Origin of the sequence: Klebsiella sp. RCJ4 (genome assembly GCF_009025755.1) — a bacterium.
Taxonomy (GTDB): domain Bacteria; phylum Pseudomonadota; class Gammaproteobacteria; order Enterobacterales; family Enterobacteriaceae; genus Klebsiella; species Klebsiella michiganensis.
In genome coordinates this window covers 70,315-89,402 of record NZ_WCIN01000043.1, presented here as the reverse complement: position 1 = coordinate 89,402, position 19,088 = coordinate 70,315, and the positions used below count along the sequence as shown (strand labels likewise).

Here is a 19,088-nt window from a genome sequence, read left to right as displayed (position 1 = left end):
CATGAAGATTGTTATCGCGCTGGATTCGTTTAAGGGTAGCTGTAGCGCGCAGGCCGCTTGCACAGCGGTAGCACAGGGGTTGCGCCGGGTTGACGAGGGGCTGGAGCTGGTCGAAATTCCCGTGTCGGACGGCGGAGAGGGGCTGCTCTCGGCCCTTGCGGAAAGTCCGCAGCTGAAGGGCGCGAGGTGGCAGCAGCAGCGTTGCGCCTCGCCTTACGGTCTCTCCGTACAGGCCGCGTTTCTGATCCTGCCCGGCGAACGGGCCATTATCGAGATGGCGCAAAGCTGTGGGCTGGAGCTCACGCCGAAAGCGCAGCGGGATGTGCGCCAGGCCAGCAGCTTTGGCCTGGGTGAGCAGGTAAAAGCGGCGCTGGATGCCGGGTGTCGGCGTTTGATTATCGGGCTGGGCGGCAGCGCGACCAACGATGGCGGTATCGGTTTTGCCCAGGCGCTTGGCGCCCGCTTCTGGCGCGAGGACGGCACGCTGCTGCCGGTTCCCGCGGCGGGCAAGGATCTAGCGCATATTCAGCGCATCGATTTAAGCGCCATGGATCCGCGCTTACGACAGGCCGAAATACAGGCCTCCTGCGACGTCACAAATCCTCTGCTTGGGGAAGATGGCGCCACCTGGGTGTATGGCGCGCAGAAAGGCGCGGATGAGGCGGCGCTCAGGGAGCTGGAGGCGGGTATGGCGCACTACAGTCGGCAGCTTACGCAAACGCTCGGCTACGACGTCAGCGAACGGCCCGGCGCCGGGGCCGCGGGCGGTATGGGGGCCGCGCTGATCGCCTATGCGGGCGCCACGCTGCGCCCGGGCATTGACCTGGTGCTCGAACTGCTTAACGCCGACCGTCATCTTAGCGATGCCGCACTGACCATCGTCGGGGAAGGCTGGCTCGATCGCCAGAGCGCCTTTGGTAAAGCCCCGGTGGGCGTGGCGGGCAAAGCGGCGCGCCACGGCGTACCGGTTGTGGCCCTTTGCGGCGGACGCGATGAGAGCAGTCGGCAATTGTATCAACACCATATTGACGCGATGTGGTCTATCTGCCAGCGCCCTATGCCGCTGGCGGAGTCGATGAACACATGCGAACAGCTCCTCGCCGACGCAGCGGAGAATGTTCTACGAACCTTTCTGAGCGGGCGGCGCGGAGAGGCACATAAGCGGATAACTGTATGATTATTACGACGGCGCTGGCTAATGAAATTGTCGCCCGGGCAATGGCGATAATTCATCATAACGTGAACGTGATTGACCATCATGGACAGATCATTGCCTCAGGTGAACGGCATCGTATCGGCGAGCAGCATGAGATCGCCCGTGAGGTGATACGCACCGGTAAACGCATTTGTATTAACAACACCGCGGAAGCCGCGCGTTTCCAGAATGTGCATCCCGGTATTAATCATCCCATTATCTATGACGATCGCGTGGTGATGGTGGTGGGCATCAGCGGCGATCCCGCAGCGATCAGCCGCTATGCTGAACTGGCGGTACTCACCGCCGAGCTGCTGGTCCGCCAGGCCATAGAGATGCGGGAAACCAACTGGCGACAGCGTCTGCGCGATACCCTGTTTGGTCAATATCTTGATCAAGGCGCTTCGCCCGCCGGACAGGAAGCGCTGCATCGCCTGGTGGAGCTTGGCTTCGCTTTTGATGCGCCGCTGGTGCCGGTCGTGGTAACCGTCCAGGTCGAACAGCACCAGCTAAGCGAAATACTGAGTACGCTGCTGCGGGAATTCTCGCAGCTGTCCGGGGTAAGAGACGTGATTTTGCTGGGCAGTAATGAAATATTGCTCCTCAATACGCTGAGCGACCCCCAGGAAACGCTGCTGCGGGGCATCGAGTTTGTCCTCAGCAATCAGATCAGCCATTACCATATCGGTATTGGCGTGCAGGCGGACAGCGCTCCGGATATTCGCGAGGCCATCCGATTCGCCAGGTCGGTGATTGAGGTGGGGAGCAAAGTGCAGCCGCAGCGGCAGATCTACTACTTTCGCGAAATGGCGATGCTCTGCCTGTTCCGGGTGCTGGAAGACAGCTATATGGTCAATTTTTTCATCAATAACGTACGCCAGCTGCTTGAGCATGATTCCGGCGAAGTGCTGCTGGATACCCTCAGCAGCTTTATTGCCAATAACGCCGAGCCGGGCAAAACGTCGCTGCTGTTGGGGATTCATCGCAATACGCTCACCTACCGGCTGCAGCAGATTAAAAAGCATATTCAGCTCGATCCGATGGTCTTCACCGACCTGACGCAGCTGGCGGTGTCGGTACACTGCTATCGTCGGCAGAACCCGCGCCAGAGCGAATGGATTGATACCTTAAGCTAACGTGCGGCGGGCGAGCAGGCCGGTACGCGCCCTCGCCACCCGGCACCGCGTATCACTCTGAGATCGCCGTTTATCAAAATAATAGCGCGCCCGGCGATTTTATCGCAGGCGGTGCCTCCGTCGCCGGTGGCGGGCTTTTCGCCTCAGCCGTTCGGCGGAGCTTGCTCGCTTCAGTCGCCATTTTTGTACACAATTTAATCAAATGGCACCGTTCTTGCCTTTTATCTACGTTCCCCGACCGCAGCATTCGTCGGCCAATATCGATAAAAAGGACAGGAAAATGGCGCAAATGAATGAAAACATCGCGACCGCACCGGTCTCTCCCCTCCGCGATTTTTTCGCGAAACCCCGTATCATCGCCAGGCCCGGCTTTAACCGCTGGCTGGTGCCACCGGCCGCGCTGGCGGTTCATCTCTGTATAGGTATGGCCTATGGGTTTTCCGTTTACTGGCTGCCTATGTCGCAGCTCATAGGAGGAAGCGCGTCCTTGCAATGCCCCGCCACGATGTCGTTCTGGCAGCAGCTGTTTACCCGCGATTGCGACTGGAAAATCTCCATGCTGGGCTGGACCTACACGCTGTTTTTTGTTTTTCTCGGCTGTTCGGCGGCGCTGTGGGGCAGCTGGCTTGAGAAGGTTGGACCGCGGCTGGTGAGCTTTATTGCCACCTTGTGCTGGTGCGGCGGCCTGCTGCTATCCAGCGTCGCTATCTATTTCCATCAGCTGTGGCTGCTGTGGCTGGGGGCCGGGGTCATCGGCGGAATCGGTCTCGGACTGGGCTATATTTCACCGGTTTCGACGCTGCTGCGCTGGTTTCCTGACAAGCGCGGAATGGCGGCCGGGATGGCGATTATGGGTTTTGGCGGGGGAGCGCTGGTGGGCGCGCCGCTGGCAAACGGTCTGATGAATTACTTCGCCGGTCCGGCCGGCAACGGGGTATGGCAAAGCATTCTGGCGCTGGCGGCGATTTATGCGCTGTTTATGCTCGCCGGTACCTTTGGCTATCGCCTGCCGCCCATGGGCTGGCATCCTTCGGGTGAGAAGGCGCAAAAAACGATTCGCAATAATCCCACGATCCAGGTGCACGTCCGCGTTGCCTGCCGCACTCCGCAGTTCTGGCTGCTGTGGATGGTGCTGTGGCTCAACGTCACCGCGGGGATCGGCATTCTCGGTATGGCCTCGCCGATGCTGCAGGAGATCTTTGCCGGTAAACTGCTGTCGCTCGATCTCAGCTGGCATGAGCTGAACGGCGAGCAGCTGAAACGCATTGCAACCATGGCCGCAGGATTTACCGGCCTGCTCAGCCTGTTTAACATCCTGGGACGTTTTTTCTGGGCATCGGTATCCGACCTGTGCGGGCGCAAAATGACCTTTGCGATCATTTTCTGCCTGGGCGCCGTGCTGTACGGCACGTTGCCGCTGGTGAATCACGGCGGCTATATCGCGCTGTATGTCTGCGCGATGTGCATTATCATTTCGATGTACGGCGGAGGCTTTGCCAGTATTCCCGCCTATCTGGCCGACGTCTTTGGCTAACAAATGGTGGGCGCGATTCATGGACGCTTGTTAACCGCCTGGTCGGCGGCGGGGATCAGCGGCCCGGTTCTGGTGAACTATCTGCGCGAGTATCAGCTGACGCACGGGGTCTCGCCCGAGCGCGTCTACGATATTACGCTGATGGTCCTGACCGGCCTGCTGGTATTGGGTTTTATCTGTAATCAGCTGGTGCGTCCGCTGACGGAAGAGCATGCGATGACCGCGGAACAGCAGCAGCAGGCGAAAGGACTGTATACCATCAACAAGGATGCCCAGCTCACGTGGGAGCCCCGCCCGTCCACGCTGCTGTTAACCGTAAGCTGGCTGGCGGTGAGCGTGCCGCTGTTATGGGGCGTCGGTACCACCCTCCAGCAGGCCGTGAAATTCTTTATGTAGGTTGTTGCCGCCGATGGCCCGGCGGCTTCTACGAACCTACCGGCGCGTGGCGATCGCGTGACGCAATATGCTCAACGATCCGCTCTACCGCCTCTTCTGCGGTCAGCACCGAGGTATCCAGAGTCAGGCTGGCGGTGCGCCAGGGTTCGTACTCACGGGTGATAACCTTTTGCCAGTCCGGCAGAATATGACCGCGAATATCCGCCACTCGGTTTTCCACGCGATACCGATGCTGCATTTGGTCGGAGCAGGTCAGTTCTATCTCCAGATAAGGCGCGGCATTCTCGGTCGCGACCGCTCTCCAGGCCTGGCGGGTAATGGCTATAGGGTTAACTGAGTCGGCAATCACCACGTTGCCCAGCCTGAGGTTATCCGCAGCAATGGCGTACGCCGCCAGATATCCGGCCGGTCCTATATCGTGCCGGGTGACGGTTTCGGCGCGGATCAGCGCCTGTTCAATTGAATCAATCCGTAACCAGACGGCCCCCAGCCTGGCGGCAAGCAGGCGAGCGATGGTTGATTTCCCGGTACCGGGCAGACCGCCAAAGATCAGTAACATAGATATCCCGTTATTTAAGCGCCTTTAATGAATGACAACTTCCGGACGTTGATGACAATAGAGCGCCGATCGCCTCACGTCCAGCGCTGATGCGCGCATGTGGGATAAGGTCAAAAAACCACAAAAAAACATGGTTAATTTATCTCCATTTAGGGTCTGTTGAGTTTGTTTACAGATACTAAGATGCAGGATGGCAGATTCCCCGGAGCCCGCATGAATACCCCGCCACGGCGTTTAATCCAGTACGGCAGCGTCATGTTGTTTCCGCTGGCGATGATTATTTATGATTTTTCGGCTTACCTGACCACGGATCTTATTCAGCCAGGCATTATCCATATCATCAACGAGCTTCAGGCTGATGTCACCCTGGCTCCGGTATCGGTCAGCCTGTATATGGCTGGAGGCCTGGCGCTGCAGTGGCTGCTGGGCCCTCTGTCAGATCGTATCGGCCGCCGCCCCGTTCTGCTCACCGGCGCCCTGATTTTTGCTCTCTCCTGCCTGAGCATGCTGTTTGTCGCTTCGATCGCGCAATACTTCGTCGCCCGTTTTATCCAGGGAACAAGCATCTGCTTTATCTCAACCGTGGGCTATGTGTCGATTCAGGAAGCGTTTGGGGAAACCGATTCGATCAGAATCATGGCTGCGCTAACCTCTATCGTCCTGCTTGCGCCAGTTATCGGACCGCTGGCGGGCGCGACGCTAATGACGGTGATGCACTGGAAACTGCTGTTTGCCATTATTGGCGCGCTGGGCCTGGTGGCCTGGGCCCTGCTGCTTTTTAAAATGCCGGAAACCGTTATCTCTCAGGGACGGGGATTTAAACCGGGGGAAGTGCTGGCTGATTTCATCGCGGCGTTTCGTCATCCCGTGGTGCTGACCGGTTCGCTGGCGGTGGCCTTTGGCAACGTGCCGATGATCACCTGGGTGGCGCTCTCTCCGGTGATTCTGATTGAACACGGCGGCCTGTCTCCTGCGGCATATGCCTGGACTCAGGTGCCGGTGTTCAGTGGGCTGATTATCGCCAGCGCGATCGTGGCGAACGTGGTAAAAGACCCAACTTCACCGCGCTTTATCTGGCGTACCGTTCCGATACAGCTGACCGGCCTGCTGATCCTGCTGGTCGGTAATCTTCTGTGGCCGCATGTCTGGTTCTGGTCGGTGCTGGGTACCAGCATTTATGCGCTGGGGATTGGGCTACTCTACCCGGTGCTGTTCCGCTTCACGCTCTTTTCCCATCATCTGCCAAAAGGTACCGTGTCCGCCACGCTGAATATTCTGGCCCTGAGCGCGTTTGCCGCTTCCATTGAGGCAACCCGTTGGATCTACTTCCATGCCGGAGGCAGAATCGCCTTCCACTGCGCGGCGCTGATGGCCGGTATCGCCGTGGTAATACTGGTTTCCCGGCTGCTGGAACTGCGTAAGCGGCATCAGGAGGCATCAACAGATAATCGTCACCTCCACGGCAATGTTCATAAAGAATGAGATCGCCCCGGATTTTTTTATTTCAGCCGTTTACCCGCGTCATCCACCACTTTCTCGCCATCTTCCTTAGCGAAAGCTCCTTGCTGAGCATCGGGAAGAATTTCCAGAACAACTTCAGAAGGACGGCACAGACGCGTTCCCAACGCTGTCACCACAATCGGGCGGTTAATCAGGATCGGATGCTGCAGCATAAAGTCGATTAACCGATCGTCAGTAAATCTCTCTTCTGCGAGGCCCAGCTCTTCATAAGGCTCAACATTTTTACGCAGCAGCGCCCGCACCGCGATCCCCATATCGGCAATGAGTTTGACCAGCTCATCGCGTGACGGTGGATTTTCAAGGTAATGAATAACGGTGGGTTCAGTACCGCTATTGCGGATCAACTCCAGCGTATTACGCGAGGTGCCGCAGGCCGGATTGTGATAAATGGTGACGTTGCTCATAGATAGCAGTATCTCATGACAAAGTGAAAGAGAGACGTAGCGCCAGCGCGGCCAGCGTTACAAACAGCACAGGCAGAGTCATGACGATCCCGGTGCGGAAATAGTAGCCCCAGGTGATGGTCATATTCTTCTGTGAAAGTACGTGCAGCCAGAGCAGCGTTGCCAGGCTACCGATTGGTGTAATTTTCGGGCCCAGATCGCAGCCAATTACGTTAGCGTAGATCATCGCCTCTTTAATAACGCCGGTTGCGGTGCTTCCATCAATAGAGAGCGCACCAACCAGCACGGAAGGCATGTTGTTCATGATGGAAGACAGGAAAGCCATCAGGAAGCCAGTACCCAGCGTCGCGGCCCAGAGTCCTTTATCCGCCAGCACGTTCAGCACCCCTGAAAGGTATTCGGTTAGCCCGGCGTTGCGCAGACCATATACCACCAGATACATTCCCAGCGAGAAAATCACGATCTGCCAGGGCGCACCGCGTAACACTTTGCCGGTGTTAATGGCATGGCCTCGTTTCGCCACGGTAAACAGTATTACCGCCCCTACCGCGGCAATCGCGCTGACCGGAATGCCAGGCGGCTCGAGGACGAAAAAACCTACCAGCAGCACAATCAATACTATCCAGCCGGTGCGGAACGTAGCCGGATCTTTAATTGCGTTTGCCGGTGATTTAAGCAGGGCCAGATCGTAGGCCGGCGGGATATCTTTGCGAAAGAACAGGTGCAGCATCACTAGCGTGGCGCCAATGGCGGCAATATCGACCGGTACCATTACCGACGCATATTCGGTGAATCCCAGCCCAAAGAAATCCGCCGAGACGATGTTCACCAGATTCGACACAATAAGCGGCAGGCTGGCAGTATCGGCAATAAACCCGGCAGCCATCACAAAGGCCAGCGTCGTACCCTTGCTGAATCCTAGTGCCAGCAGCATGGCAATCACGATGGGCGTCAATATTAATGCCGCACCATCGTTGGCAAACAACGCCGCCACCGCTGCGCCGAGCAGAATGATATACGTAAACAGCAAACGGCCACGACCGTTTCCCCAACGAGATACGTGCAGCGCAGCCCATTCAAAAAAGCCGGACTCATCGAGCAGCAGGCTGATAATAATCACCGCAATAAAGGTCGCCGTCGCGTTCCAGACGATATTCCACACCACCGGAATATCACCTACATGTACGACGCCAGCAATTAAAGCCAGTACCGCGCCCAGCGTCGCGCTCCAGCCGATGCCTAATCCCTTCGGCTGCCAGATAACCAGAACAATGGTCAGGACAAAAATAGCACCTGCCAGTAGCATACCCCCTCCCTGAAAATCACATTCGAAAAAACATATATGTTAAGGCAAATTTTTAAAGGCAGAACGCTTTACCGCTTCCAGAACAGTTTGCTGATGCCAGCTTGCGGGCGATGGCCTGTACGATCTCCTGTTGGCTTAACCAGGCCTGCTCTATTACCTGTGCCGCCCATGCAGGCATATGCGGTGATAAGCGATAGTGCACCCACTTACCCTGCTTGCGATCCAGCAACAATCCGCTTTCCCGCAGCATAGCAAGGTGACGGGAGATTTTGGGCTGCGACTGATCCAACGCCGCGCAGAGATCGCACACGCACAGCTCCCCCATCTCTTTAAGCAGCAGCACAATACCCAGACGGGTTTCATCGGACAGATTTTTAAAAAGCTGTAAGGGTGTTAATGACATCATTCCTCCCAATCGTCGACGGACAGGATACTCCACAGAGATATAAGTTCAATATCACATATGAAAAAACAGATGTATTAAGTAACAAAAAACAAGAGGCAAGTATGCCTGGCGGGTTAATCAGGTCACTTAAATACAACTGACAGAGGGTATCAGAACTTCTTTTTATTTAATCATTTCGAAAGAGCGATGGTAAATCAGCTATACATGCCACCTCTGCGGTAGCGTGCTGCAATACCATCCTGAATACATCACCGAACGCCCGTGGTTTGAACCCCGGCACGATACGTTGACGGAGAACGGGCGACAGCACTGCCCGTATGTAAATCCAGTGGAAAAGGAAGTAAGACGAATTCTTAAGTTACGCCGTTACGTGGCGGATGCTCAACCCGTGATACTCAGGACTGACTGGCACTGTAGCGGCTGCGGCAACAATTACCACGGTGAACGTTATTGCGTGGCATGTGGTACTGGCGACTTAAGCCATATGCCGGAAGAGGCCTCACGATGAGAATGCTGCTTATCGTTGACTTCACAAAACCTGCACCGAACTTTTCGATTAATGAATATCACTCATAGTCCCAATCCTCCTGCCTGTGATTATCAGCGAGCACAAACCCGTTAACATCCCCCTATCTCTTCATGCTCAACGGATCACCATGCTTAATCAACAGGCACGAACTCACTCAACTACAGTAAAAAAAACTGGTCTATCATTTTTGCTCATTCTGAGCGCCCTGATGGCTGTAACCTCTTTATCAACCGACATCTATCTTCCGGCTATGCCCGTCATGGCAAAGGATTTACAGGGTGACGCAGAGCTGACAATCACAGGGTTTCTTATCGGCTTTTGCATTGCACAACTGATATGGGGACCGATTAGCGATCGTTATGGGCGTCGTCTGCCGCTGTTTATCGGTTTAGGTCTATTCATCATTGGCTCGGTGGGCTGTGCGTTATCAACGGATATCGTGCAAATAGTCTTCTGGCGTGTTTTTCAGGCGTTAGGTGCCTGTACCGGGCCGATGCTGGCACGGGCAATGATCCGAGACCTGTTTAGCCGTACTCGTGCAGCACAAATGCTTTCGACACTGATGATCATCATGGCCATCGCGCCGATTGCCGGGCCCCTGATCGGCGGGCAGATGATTAAAGTCACCTCGTGGCATGCCATTTTCTGGCTGCTGGCGATTATCGGAGCATTAATGCTGATGTCTTTATTCTGGCTACCGGAGACATTACCTGCTGAAAAACGCTCACAAGCCTCCGTAATCAAAGCTTTTCACAACTACTATGCCTTGCTCACCAACGCCAGATACATGCGGTTTACTTTGTGCCTGACGTTCTATTACGTCGCTGCCTATGCGTTTATCACGGGTTCCCCGTTTGTGTACATCACGTACTTCGGCGTTGACCCGCAGCATTACGGTTGGCTGTTTGCAGTAAACATTGTTGGACTGATGGCGGTGAGCATGGTCAACAGACGTCTGGTTCACCGCTATCCACTGGAAGCGTTGCTCAGGAATGCCGTATTCATCGCCGCTATTGCGGCAATAGTGCTGGCGGTCACCACCGGCCTGGGTGTGGGTGGAATTACCGTGATTGTCGGTGCTGTGTTCGTGTTCTTCTCTATGAATGGCATCATCGCGGCGACATCCACGGCTTGCGCTCTGGACGCAGTGCCTAATGTGGCTGGCTCCGCGTCGGCGCTAATGGGCGCGTTACAATACGGCAGCGGCATCATCTCTTCACTTCTTCTTGCCCTGTTCAGTGATGGCACACCATGGACGATGGGCTGGATAATTGCGTTGTTTACAGCAGCCAGCGCCCTGATGGCACTGACCGTTCAGCTAAAAAAATAAAACGTCGTTATTGATGCCAGACGACACTTTCGTCCAGAGATACCCGCCCTTCCCTGTAACTCAGGGAGGGATGCGTTTTATCTGGGATCCCAAAAGAAATACCGTAAAGCAGCCTGAAACCCTCAGGAACATTTAATATTCGACGCACCGTTTGGGCAAAATAACTCAGCACTGCCTGTGGAACGCCTGCGTAACCGCGAGCTGCCAGAGAAAGCAGGAATGTCTGCGCATACATACCGGCGTCTGAGGCTACGCGAACGTTGTCCCCTACAGCAGGAATGAACAGCAGAGCAACATGAGGCGCGCCGAAAAATCTCACATTACGCTCGACCACTTCTGATCGACTTAAGTTATCCCCCCGCGCAACGCCCAGTGCCTGATAGTACGAGCGCCCCTGCTCCGAAGCCCGTTGCCTGAATGGCTCGGGATAAGCTTCTTTATCAAACGTAAAATCAAGACTGTAGTTCCCGGCCCTCAGATCTTCCGTCAGTGCGTGGCTTAACTCACGAAGTTTATCTCCTGCAACGATATGCAGGGTCCAGGGTTGAGTATTGCAGTTGGATGGTGCGCATTGCGCTTCGAGCAAAATGTCTTTGAGGATATCGCTGGGGATGGGAGATGGAAGAAAGGCTCTAGCCGAGTATCTGTTTTTTACTACCTCACTAAATGTTGGCTCTTGCGTACTCATTTGCTTCTCCGCCTGAAAGTAATTTGAAGTGAATGATTCAGTCTCTCCCGATCCATCCTGTCACATCAGGCTCATCGTTTTCATTCCCTGCTCCAGATTAGGTCTATGAATTCCATTCATAGCGCCTATTTAAGCAGCGTAATTATCTTTAACCGCAACTTCGTTAATCTGGGTCTATCGCGTGAATACGCAAGCGGAACGTGGCTACAGCTGATGGACACACCCAGCCTGCGCGGCTGGGGCATCATCGGAGGCTAACTAAATATTCTTATCGAAGAAAACATCTAACTTTTGCATTGCCTGGTCAACGTATTTTGGCACCCAATACGTCTCGATATGGGTAGCGCCATCGATCAGGAAAAGTTCTTTGTCCTTCGTACCGGTGGCTTTCGCGAACGCATCTTCAGTCATATAGAGCGTATCCGCTTTTGAACCGGCAATCATCAGCAGCGGTTTATTAATGAGATTGATATGGTCCGTTACGTCAAAGCTCATCAAATCCAGCAGACTGCTGGTGGTGTATTTAAACGTGGAGTTCGGGTGGGCGTGGGTTTTCCAGTAGTACTCGTAGCCCTGGCGATATAAGGCAAAGGGTAATTTAACAATCTGTTCATCAGTCAGGTTGGCATCGCCGGAGTAAAGCACTTCTCCTCCGGCTGCTTCCTGAGCACGAGCGTCAGAAGCCTGCTGAAGACGCTGCTGGATAGTATCCAGCTGTGAATCCTGCATACCGTTACGGCGCACAAGGCCTGAATTAAACATGCTGATAGTTGCAATCGATTTAAACCGTTTGTCCGTCTCGGCAGCAACCAGTGAATAACCACCACCACCGCAAATGCCAAGCAGACCGAGGCGGGCGGTATCGACACCAGGATACTGGCTGATGTAGTCAGCCATGCCGTGAATGTCCTCGATACGATTAGCAGGTTTATCCACGCTGCGCGGCATCCCACCGCTAGCGCCCTGATACGCCGCATCGGCGGTAATCGTGATGTAGCCCTGCTCGGCAAGACGCTGAGCATACAACCCGGCGACCTGTTCTTTTACGCCGCCATTAGGATGTGCAACCACCACGGCCGGGTATTTTTTGGCGGGCTCGTAGTTAGCAGGGGTATAGACATTCGCAGCAATCTGGATGCCATGCAGATCGTATTTCACTGGGTGAATGTTGACCTTACCTTTGACGTTCTCGGTGATGGCTCCGTCATAGACGAGAGTGAATGGATTTTTTTTGTAATCAGCCGCATTGACTGAGGTCACTCCGGCCATAGCCGTGAGTAGCATTGCACTAATAAGCGTGAATTTCATGGTCTCTCCCGATGAGTGTCGGCCTGGTTATACAGGCTCGCAGAATCAAATTTGCAGGCTCAGAGTAGGCGGAGAGGGCTGTCAGCATCGTGACAGGGAAATAACATTTTTGTCAGGAAATAGGCTGGGATGGGAAAGCATTTCTGACAGCGCTGTCAGGTAGCCGTCAGCTTTATGTTGGCAATCACAACGCAGAATGGTCCCGCCTAAATGAGAGTCATGTTTAATTTTCTGAGAAACGGAGCGATCAATGAAAAGCCAGAATGCCCCAACAATGCCAGAGCGGCGCAAGCTATTAGTCGCCGGGGCCGGTATTGCCGCCGCCTCGCTGATTCCTCACGTATCAGCGGCGAGCCAAACCTCTCAGGTCGATTCGTCCAGACAACCCAGCCAACGTCCTTCAACTCCTGGCAAGCGTAAACTCGGGAAGCTGGAAGTTTCTGCCATCGGTCTGGGCGTGCAGAACATGAGTCGTAAATACGACACCTCCGTTCCCTGGCGTCCCGAGATGATCAATGTTATCCACCGTGCATTTGATGAAGGGGTAACGTTCTTTGACGCTGCTGAAGCCTACGGCCCGTTTGAAGTCGAAAAAATTCTCGGGGAAGGCGTCGCCCCGTTCAGGGACAAAATCGTTATCGCCACCAAGTTTGGCTGGAACATTGACCAACAGACGGGTAAGCGTCTGCCGGGCCTTAACAGCAGACCTGAGCATATCCGACAGGTCGTCGACAATATGCTCAAACGCCTGCGTACCGATCGTATTGACTTACTGTATCAACACCGGGTTGATCCACAGATCCCGATCGAAGATGTCGCCGGTGTGGTGAAAGATTTAATGGATCAGGGGAAAGTCCTGCACTGGGGTCTGTCTGAAATGGGCATCAATACGTTGAGACGCGCTCATGCGGCATTACCCGTTACCGCCGTGCAAAGTGAATACTCCATGCTCTGGCGTGGCCCTGAAAATCAGGTATTTCCGGTGTGTGAAGAGCTGGGCATTGGGTTCGTGCCATGGAGTCCACTCGGCGTGCAATTTTTAACGGGCTGGATTGATGAGAATACCCGGTTCGCTGCCGGTGATTTCCGCGCGACAGAAACGCGTTTCTCGCCTGAAAACTTGCCACACAACTTACAGCTGGTTGAACTACTGAAATCCTGGGCAATACGAAAAAATGCCGCACCGGGACAGATTGCTCTGGCATGGCTCCTTGCGCGTAAACCCTGGATTGTTCCCATCCCTGGCACCACCAATAAAGACCATATGCTGCAAAACACAGCGGCTACCACCGTGTCGCTAACTTCCGCTGAGATGACCGAGCTCACCCGCTCACTGGATGCCATCACTATCCAGGGTCAACGTCTGCCGGATGCTGTGCAGGTTTATTCTGATGTTGAAGCACCGTTGAAAAGTTAAGAGGAAGTCCCGTTATGCGCCTGTTGTTAGTCGAAGATGAAGAAAAAACGTCAACCTATCTCAACCGTGCGCTGGGTGAGTCCGGATTTACGGTAGATGTCTCTGCAGACGGAGCTGAAGGTCTTCATTACGCGCTGGAGTTCGACTACGACGCGATAATACTGGATGTGATGCTGCCGGGGATGGATGGCTACGGGGTGCTCGAGGGTGTGCGAGCAGCCAAACAGACGCCGGTGCTGATGCTCTCGGCACGGGGTTCGGTCGATGAACGCGTTAAAGGGCTTCGCCTTGGCGCGGATGATTATCTCCCTAAGCCCTTTTCCCTTATTGAGCTGGTGGCGCGTATTCAGGCACTGGTGCGCCGCCGCGCTACGGATGGCGCAGACATCACCCAGCTGCAAATTCACGATCTGCATCTCGACCTGCTGGCTCGTCGCGTATTTCGCGCCGGAACACGGCTGGAGCTGACCGCGAAAGAGTTTTCCCTGTTGAGCCTTTTGGCCCGGCATCAGGGAGAGATTCTGTCAAAAATGATGATTGCGGAGCAGATATGGGACATGAATTTCGACAGCGATGCCAACGTGGTTGAAGTGGCCATTAAACGACTTCGGGCCAAAGTGGATGCGCCGTTCGATATCAAGCTGTTACATACCGTTCGTGGCATGGGGTATGTCCTCGAAGTCCGGTCCGAATAAATGAAGGGGATAAGCATGCTTAAGCGTTCCATCTCCGTTCACCTGGCGCTGATGTTTGCCTTATCCGCGCTACTGATTGTTTCCGTTATCGGCATCCTGCTCAGAAGCTCCTTGCATGACTCTTTGCAAAAGCAGATGCACAACGAGCTGCTGTTCCGCGAATCATTAATGAGTCCGTGGATCACCGCACGAACCTCTGCTGACGGCTGGTCACTGCTTGCCAATAAATTTACCGTATTAACCAATTCTGAAGGTGAACGCGTTCGCTACTGGATAGTGAGCGATAACCCACGCTTTAGCATGGGGGGAACACCACCGGTAGGTGTTCAGTGGTCTTCTTTGCGGGAAGGCTTTAATAAAGTGCCCGGCGCATCAGAAGGTGCATGCTCGCTGTTTCTGTTAGTGAAAACGATCCCCGCCAACGGTGAGCGGCCTGAGCTGCGCTATGTGGTTGCCATCGACTCCACGCCGTACATGGGCACACTCGATGCGTTCACGCGGACATTGCTGATCATTACCGCACTGGGCGTCGTGATTGTCGCCTTACTGGGATACGTCGTGTCAAGGATCGGTCTTCGTCCCGTTGGGGCGCTCAGTAAACAGGCCCGGCAACTCGCTCCCGGGGACCATGGTCAGCGCCTGAATACCGAAGCATTACCTGACGAATTACAGCAGTTAGCATCATCTTTTAATGGCGTGCTGGAACGGCAGGAGGTCGCCTGGCGGCAGCTCGAAAGCTTTAATGCCGATGTTGCGCATGAACTCCGGACTCCGCTGACTAACCTGATTGGCCAGACGCAGTTAGGGCTATCACGCCGACGCTCGCAGGATGAACTGGAAGAGTTACTGGGTTCCAATCTGGAAGAACTTGAACGCATGACCTCGATAGTTAACGACATGCTGTTCCTGTCTCATGCTCACGCGGGTGAGCATGCTTCCCAGCTTACGCAGGTGTCCCTGCGGGAAGAAACCCTGAAAACAACGGAGTATGTGGAACCCTCTTTTGCTGAGAAACAGCTCTCTCTGGATGTTCAGGGCGATGTCACAGCCCACATCGACCGACGACTGTTCCACCGCTCACTGGCTAATTTACTGGAAAATAGCGCAAGACACTCCCCCTCCAACAGCACGGTTACGGTGCGGTTAAGCGAAACCGGTCATCAAGCCTGTGTTGAAGTTTCAAACCCGGGCGATCCGATAACACCAGAGCACTTACACCGACTTTTCGAGCGGTTCTATCGCGTTGATACCTCCCGAGCCAGGAGTGATACCCATCATGGACTGGGCCTGTCGATCGTGCGTGCCGTCGCCATTATGCACCGGGGAGATGTCTTTGCGCGTAGTGAAGGTGGCATCAATACATTTGGCCTCACCTTTGCGATACAAGCGGATAAAGCGGCGGGCAATGCTCACTCCGGCGCTGAGCCGGAACCCGGGTTAACTGACAGAATTGTCAGGGGGGCGTCAGCCTGACGTCATTACCCCCTCGATAAAATCATCGCAGGCAATCCCCCTCTTCATTGATAAGGACGCTTTGCATGATCGGACATTTACGTTACCTCGGGCTGTTACTGCCTATTACATTTTCATCCTGGGCAGCGGAGCAAAATCCCGCTGTCCATATCGCCCCTGCAGGAAGTCAGAATGCGGTGTTCGGGCCAGCCGAGAACTTTACCGGTCGTGTCAGGGTTGATCCTCTCTTCAAACCGGATAACGACATCAGTGCTTCCGGGGCTTATGTCACGTTTGAACCCGGCGCTCGTTCCGCCTGGCATACGCATCCGGCAGGTCAGCGGCTGATTGTGACCTCAGGTGTTGGGCTCACCCAGCAAGAAGGCCAGCCGGTGCAGGTTATCCGCGCCGGTGACATTGTCTCTTGCCCGGCGGGCGTCAAACACTGGCACGGGGCGGCACCCGGCAGCGCGATGACACATCTGGCGATAACCGGGATTGTGGATGGCAAAAGCGTTAACTGGAAGGAGTTAGTGACAGATGAACAATACCACGCCCATTAAAGCATTAGCGGCAGCGGTACTGCTGACCTTTGGTTTTGGTCTCGCGGCACATGCTGCGCCCGTCAATAAAGGAGCCTCAGAAATGAACCACGAACAAAGGGTTTCAGATACGCTGTCAGCCAGCCAACAGGCCATCCCGTTGATTGCGGCATCGATGGCCAGCAGCCAGATGGATAAGCTGAATGCCGCCCTGAATCAGGGTCTTGACGCCGGACTCACGATAAACGAAGCCAAAGAGATTCTCGTCCAGCTTTATGCCTATACGGGCTTCCCGCGTAGCCTGAATGCACTTAGTGAACTGATGAAGGTCGTCGAAGCACGTAAACAACGTGGTATCAAAGATGTTGAGGGTAAAGAACCCGTTGCCCCAATCCCTGTCGGGGATGAACTTCGCCGTGTCGGTACCGCAAACCAGACAAAAATCTCAGGAGCTCCCGTGCAGGGTCCGCTATTTGATTTTGCCCCGGTCATTAACCAGTTTCTGCAAACGCATCTTTTCGGCGACATTTTCGCCCGCGATAACATTGACTGGCAAAGCCGCGAGCTGGCAACGGTTGGCGCATTAGCGGCCACGCCGGGCGTCGAATCACAACTGCTGTCGCATACGCGAGCAAGCATGCGGGTCGGCCTGACGGCGTCGCAGCTGCGCCAGCTGGCACAGGTTCTGCGTGAACATGGCGAAAATGATGCAGCAACGCGAGCTGAAAAGGCGCTGCAGCAGGCGCTCGCAAACAATTAGGAGTGGATTATGGAGCATGATCCCAACCGCAGAATGTTAATCACCGCACTTGCCGGGCTGACGCTGGCGAACGTTTCCTTTGCATCAGCTGCGACCGGAACCGCAAACGTGCAGGGTAAAAGCCGTGTTCTGGTGGCGTACTTTTCCCGCAGCGGAAATACACGGGTGATTGCGGGCGTCATTCACCGCAGCCTGAATACCGATCTGTTTGAAATCGAACCGGCTACGCCTTATCCGGAAGACTATTTTCAGACCGTTGAACAGGCGAAAAATGAGCGTGAGCGGGGAGTCAAACCCGCATTGAAAAATAGCGTCGCAGATATTTCACGCTACGAGACCCTGTATTTAGGCTTTCCGATCTGGGGGACCAGCGTGCCGCCTGTTGTGCAAGCATTTCTCAGCAGCCACAACCTTGCGGGCAAATTACTCATCCCCTTCATTACTCACGGTGGCTACGGTAAAGGAGACAGCGACGACATCCTTACCCGTCTTGCTCCGACTGCACGTCGGGAAAAACCGCTGGTCATTGAATGCGACCAAGAGCGAAGAACCACTGAAACGGTCACCAGCTGGTTAGAGACAATACGCATTTAATCGTCCGCATTCATGAGTCTGCCAAATAAGGGCAATCAGGGGTACTAAATAATTAACGCTGACAACTCAGATATGATTGAACGGCAAACATAACAGAGGATGTAATCTTGAAGACAATCTTAAAAACGCTGGCCATCTGCGTAATGGCGGGTGGTCTGGTGGCTCAGTCGGTCTATGCCGAGCCGCTGGTCATTCAGGAACAGGGAAGCTTTTCTGCTGGTGGCACCATCCTCACCGCACCAGGAAAATTTGACGCGAAAAAGCCGCTGGACTCTGCTGGCCAAACCTATCATGGCGATCATGCCTCAGTGTTCTACCAAATCCCGGAGAATCCGCATAAATACCCTATCGTCATGCTGCACGGCGCAGGTCAGTTCTCCCGTACCTGGGAAAGTACCCCGGATGGGCGCGAAGGGTTCCAGAATATATTCCTGCGTCGCGGGTTCTCAACTTATCTTGTCGATCAGCCGCGTCGGGGCAGCGCCGGACGCACGACTGTAGAAGGTACTGTTACGCCAAAACCGGATGAACAAATGTGGTTCAATCAGTTCCGCGTTGGCGTGTGGCCAGAGTATTTTAAGGGCGTTCAGTTCTCTCACGACAAAGAAGCACTGAATCAGTATTTCCGTCAGATGACCCCGAATACCGGACCGTTTGATATCAATGTTATCTCGGATGCAATGTCCGCCGTCGTGGATAAATCCGGCCCCGCTATCCTCTTCACCCACTCTCAGGGTGGCGGGCCAGGCTGGTACACGGCGATGAAAAATGACAAGGTCAAAGCCATTGTCGCCTTCGAGCCCGGCAGCAGCTTTGTCTTCCCGGAAAAAGAACTCCCAGCCCCTATGCCAAGCGCGTTCGACACGCTGAAGGGTGAGCCGGTGCCGATGGAGCAGTTTATGGCTCTGACCAAAATCCCGATTCTGATTATTTACGGCGATAACATACCGGATAAGCCTGTCGCCATGCCCGCGCAGGACAGCTGGCGCGTAAGACTGGCGATGGCTCGGGAGTGGCGCGACGTGGTGAATAAGCATGGCGGGGATGTGACGGTAACGCATTTGCCTGAAGTGGGAATCAAAGGGAATACCCACTTCCCGTTCTCTGATCTCAATAATGTGCAAATTGCTGATTTGGTGAGTCAGTTCCTGAAGGAAAAAGATCTGCAATAGGAAGAGCCAATATAGAGCCTTCTTAATGAAGGCTCTATACAAGCATCAGTTTTATCAAAAAAAAAAAAAAAAATAAAAATGGGAACGTGACGGTCTGCTTTGAGCAAGGCGCGGAACTTGGCAATTATTTACACAACTAATGAA

The 19,088-nt window shown here is 54.5% G+C and carries 19 protein-coding genes and 1 pseudogene; 14 read left to right on the top strand and 6 right to left on the bottom strand.

Annotation, left to right across the window (positions count from 1 at the left end; genetic code table 11):
* Position 1: 1 nt before the first annotated feature.
* The 3 genes and pseudogenes from F8562_RS23295 to F8562_RS23285 all read left to right on the top strand — a co-directional run bounded on the left by F8562_RS23295 (position 2) and on the right by F8562_RS23285 (position 4,261).
* On the top strand, positions 2-1,177 hold the full coding sequence (locus F8562_RS23295; protein ID WP_014839477.1) for a glycerate kinase: 1,176 nt from the start codon (positions 2-4) through the stop codon (positions 1,175-1,177).
* Entirely contained in the window at positions 1,174-2,331 is a 1,158-nt protein-coding gene (locus F8562_RS23290) for a CdaR family transcriptional regulator (protein WP_014839478.1), read from the top strand. The genes F8562_RS23295 and F8562_RS23290 overlap by 4 nt, the downstream gene beginning before the upstream one ends.
* Positions 2,332-2,611: 280 nt before the next feature.
* A pseudogene (locus F8562_RS23285) lies at positions 2,612-4,261 on the top strand (OFA family MFS transporter).
* Positions 4,262-4,289: 28 nt separating this feature from the next.
* Here F8562_RS23285 and F8562_RS23280 read toward each other — a convergent pair.
* Complete coding sequence (locus tag F8562_RS23280) at positions 4,290-4,820, bottom strand: AAA family ATPase (RefSeq protein WP_014226732.1); 531 nt, start codon at positions 4,818-4,820, stop codon at positions 4,290-4,292.
* A gap of 213 nt (positions 4,821-5,033) precedes the next feature.
* Here F8562_RS23280 and F8562_RS23275 point away from each other — a divergent pair, with 213 nt between their 5' ends.
* Positions 5,034-6,302, top strand: coding sequence for an MFS transporter (locus F8562_RS23275; RefSeq protein ID WP_014839480.1), 1,269 nt, complete (start codon positions 5,034-5,036; stop codon positions 6,300-6,302).
* Positions 6,303-6,319: 17 nt separating this feature from the next.
* Here the strand turns inward: F8562_RS23275 and arsC are convergent, their stop codons facing one another.
* The 3 genes from arsC to F8562_RS23260 are packed head-to-tail and all read right to left on the bottom strand — an operon-like array spanning position 6,320 to position 8,454.
* Positions 6,320-6,745 (bottom strand): glutaredoxin-dependent arsenate reductase, encoded by a 426-nt coding sequence (arsC, locus tag F8562_RS23270; RefSeq protein WP_014839481.1) that lies wholly within the window; start codon positions 6,743-6,745, stop codon positions 6,320-6,322.
* Positions 6,746-6,758: 13 nt separating this feature from the next.
* Positions 6,759-8,051, bottom strand: coding sequence for an arsenite efflux transporter membrane subunit ArsB (gene arsB, locus F8562_RS23265; RefSeq protein WP_014839482.1), 1,293 nt, complete (start codon positions 8,049-8,051; stop codon positions 6,759-6,761).
* 52 nt (positions 8,052-8,103) lie between these two features.
* Positions 8,104-8,454, bottom strand: a complete 351-nt coding sequence (locus tag F8562_RS23260) for a transcriptional regulator (protein WP_014839483.1) — start codon at positions 8,452-8,454, stop codon at positions 8,104-8,106.
* A 196-nt stretch (positions 8,455-8,650) separates the two neighbouring features.
* On the opposite strand from F8562_RS23260, the gene F8562_RS23255 reads away from it, so the two are divergent.
* The gene (locus tag F8562_RS23255) at positions 8,651-8,965 is read left to right on the top strand and encodes a zinc-ribbon domain-containing protein (protein WP_224225648.1); all 315 of its coding nucleotides are present in this window, start codon (positions 8,651-8,653) and stop codon (positions 8,963-8,965) included.
* A gap of 148 nt (positions 8,966-9,113) precedes the next feature.
* Positions 9,114-10,316 (top strand): multidrug effflux MFS transporter, encoded by a 1,203-nt coding sequence (locus tag F8562_RS23250; protein ID WP_014839484.1) that lies wholly within the window; start codon positions 9,114-9,116, stop codon positions 10,314-10,316.
* Between the two features lie 7 nt (positions 10,317-10,323).
* Here the strand turns inward: F8562_RS23250 and F8562_RS23245 are convergent, their stop codons facing one another.
* Positions 10,324-11,004 (bottom strand): nitroreductase, encoded by a 681-nt coding sequence (locus tag F8562_RS23245; RefSeq protein WP_038423555.1) that lies wholly within the window; start codon positions 11,002-11,004, stop codon positions 10,324-10,326.
* A 105-nt stretch (positions 11,005-11,109) separates the two neighbouring features.
* Between F8562_RS23245 and F8562_RS29370 the strand changes: the two genes are divergently transcribed.
* Positions 11,110-11,262 (top strand): hypothetical protein, encoded by a 153-nt coding sequence (locus F8562_RS29370; protein ID WP_014839485.1) that lies wholly within the window; start codon positions 11,110-11,112, stop codon positions 11,260-11,262.
* Here F8562_RS29370 and F8562_RS23240 read toward each other — a convergent pair whose 3' ends face one another.
* Positions 11,263-12,288 (bottom strand): alpha/beta hydrolase, encoded by a 1,026-nt coding sequence (locus F8562_RS23240; RefSeq protein ID WP_224256565.1) that lies wholly within the window; start codon positions 12,286-12,288, stop codon positions 11,263-11,265.
* A 274-nt stretch (positions 12,289-12,562) separates the two neighbouring features.
* Between F8562_RS23240 and F8562_RS23235 the strand changes: the two genes are divergently transcribed.
* The 7 genes from F8562_RS23235 to F8562_RS23205 all read left to right on the top strand — a co-directional run bounded on the left by F8562_RS23235 (position 12,563) and on the right by F8562_RS23205 (position 18,944).
* A complete protein-coding gene (locus F8562_RS23235) occupies positions 12,563-13,729 on the top strand; it encodes an aldo/keto reductase (RefSeq protein ID WP_014839487.1) in 1,167 nt (388 codons plus the stop codon).
* Between the two features lie 14 nt (positions 13,730-13,743).
* Entirely contained in the window at positions 13,744-14,424 is a 681-nt protein-coding gene (locus F8562_RS23230) for a heavy metal response regulator transcription factor (RefSeq protein WP_014839488.1), read from the top strand.
* A 15-nt stretch (positions 14,425-14,439) separates the two neighbouring features.
* Complete coding sequence (locus tag F8562_RS23225) at positions 14,440-15,897, top strand: heavy metal sensor histidine kinase (protein WP_014839489.1); 1,458 nt, start codon at positions 14,440-14,442, stop codon at positions 15,895-15,897.
* A 65-nt stretch (positions 15,898-15,962) separates the two neighbouring features.
* Positions 15,963-16,439, top strand: coding sequence for a cupin domain-containing protein (locus tag F8562_RS23220; protein WP_038423563.1), 477 nt, complete (start codon positions 15,963-15,965; stop codon positions 16,437-16,439).
* Positions 16,417-17,178 carry a carboxymuconolactone decarboxylase family protein gene (locus F8562_RS23215; protein WP_014839491.1) on the top strand — a complete coding sequence of 254 codons (762 nt, stop codon included), beginning with the start codon at positions 16,417-16,419 and terminating at the stop codon, positions 17,176-17,178. The genes F8562_RS23220 and F8562_RS23215 overlap by 23 nt, the downstream gene beginning before the upstream one ends.
* Before the next feature lie 9 nt (positions 17,179-17,187).
* Positions 17,188-17,772 carry a flavodoxin gene (locus F8562_RS23210; protein ID WP_032694020.1) on the top strand — a complete coding sequence of 195 codons (585 nt, stop codon included), beginning with the start codon at positions 17,188-17,190 and terminating at the stop codon, positions 17,770-17,772.
* 107 nt (positions 17,773-17,879) lie between these two features.
* Positions 17,880-18,944: an alpha/beta hydrolase gene (locus F8562_RS23205; RefSeq protein WP_014839493.1), complete on the top strand. Its 1,065-nt coding sequence runs from the start codon at positions 17,880-17,882 to the stop codon at positions 18,942-18,944.
* The last annotated feature ends 144 nt before the right edge of the window (positions 18,945-19,088 follow it).

What these genes read in the sequence shown, in the direction of transcription:
- F8562_RS23295 (WP_014839477.1), top strand. Translation starts at nt 2, where the DNA reads ATGAAGATTGTTATCGCGCTGGATTCGTTTAAGGGTAGCTGTAGCGCG.
- F8562_RS23290 (WP_014839478.1), top strand. Translation starts at nt 1,174, where the DNA reads ATGATTATTACGACGGCGCTGGCTAATGAAATTGTCGCCCGGGCAATG.
- F8562_RS23280 (WP_014226732.1), bottom strand. Translation starts at nt 4,820, where the DNA reads ATGTTACTGATCTTTGGCGGTCTGCCCGGTACCGGGAAATCAACCATC.
- F8562_RS23275 (WP_014839480.1), top strand. Translation starts at nt 5,034, where the DNA reads ATGAATACCCCGCCACGGCGTTTAATCCAGTACGGCAGCGTCATGTTG.
- arsC (WP_014839481.1), bottom strand. Translation starts at nt 6,745, where the DNA reads ATGAGCAACGTCACCATTTATCACAATCCGGCCTGCGGCACCTCGCGT.
- arsB (WP_014839482.1), bottom strand. Translation starts at nt 8,051, where the DNA reads ATGCTACTGGCAGGTGCTATTTTTGTCCTGACCATTGTTCTGGTTATC.
- F8562_RS23260 (WP_014839483.1), bottom strand. Translation starts at nt 8,454, where the DNA reads ATGTCATTAACACCCTTACAGCTTTTTAAAAATCTGTCCGATGAAACC.
- F8562_RS23250 (WP_014839484.1), top strand. Translation starts at nt 9,114, where the DNA reads ATGCTTAATCAACAGGCACGAACTCACTCAACTACAGTAAAAAAAACT.
- F8562_RS23245 (WP_038423555.1), bottom strand. Translation starts at nt 11,004, where the DNA reads ATGAGTACGCAAGAGCCAACATTTAGTGAGGTAGTAAAAAACAGATAC.
- F8562_RS29370 (WP_014839485.1), top strand. Translation starts at nt 11,110, where the DNA reads ATGAATTCCATTCATAGCGCCTATTTAAGCAGCGTAATTATCTTTAAC.
- F8562_RS23240 (WP_224256565.1), bottom strand. Translation starts at nt 12,288, where the DNA reads ATGCTACTCACGGCTATGGCCGGAGTGACCTCAGTCAATGCGGCTGAT.
- F8562_RS23235 (WP_014839487.1), top strand. Translation starts at nt 12,563, where the DNA reads ATGAAAAGCCAGAATGCCCCAACAATGCCAGAGCGGCGCAAGCTATTA.
- F8562_RS23230 (WP_014839488.1), top strand. Translation starts at nt 13,744, where the DNA reads ATGCGCCTGTTGTTAGTCGAAGATGAAGAAAAAACGTCAACCTATCTC.
- F8562_RS23225 (WP_014839489.1), top strand. Translation starts at nt 14,440, where the DNA reads ATGCTTAAGCGTTCCATCTCCGTTCACCTGGCGCTGATGTTTGCCTTA.
- F8562_RS23220 (WP_038423563.1), top strand. Translation starts at nt 15,963, where the DNA reads ATGATCGGACATTTACGTTACCTCGGGCTGTTACTGCCTATTACATTT.
- F8562_RS23215 (WP_014839491.1), top strand. Translation starts at nt 16,417, where the DNA reads ATGAACAATACCACGCCCATTAAAGCATTAGCGGCAGCGGTACTGCTG.
- F8562_RS23210 (WP_032694020.1), top strand. Translation starts at nt 17,188, where the DNA reads ATGGAGCATGATCCCAACCGCAGAATGTTAATCACCGCACTTGCCGGG.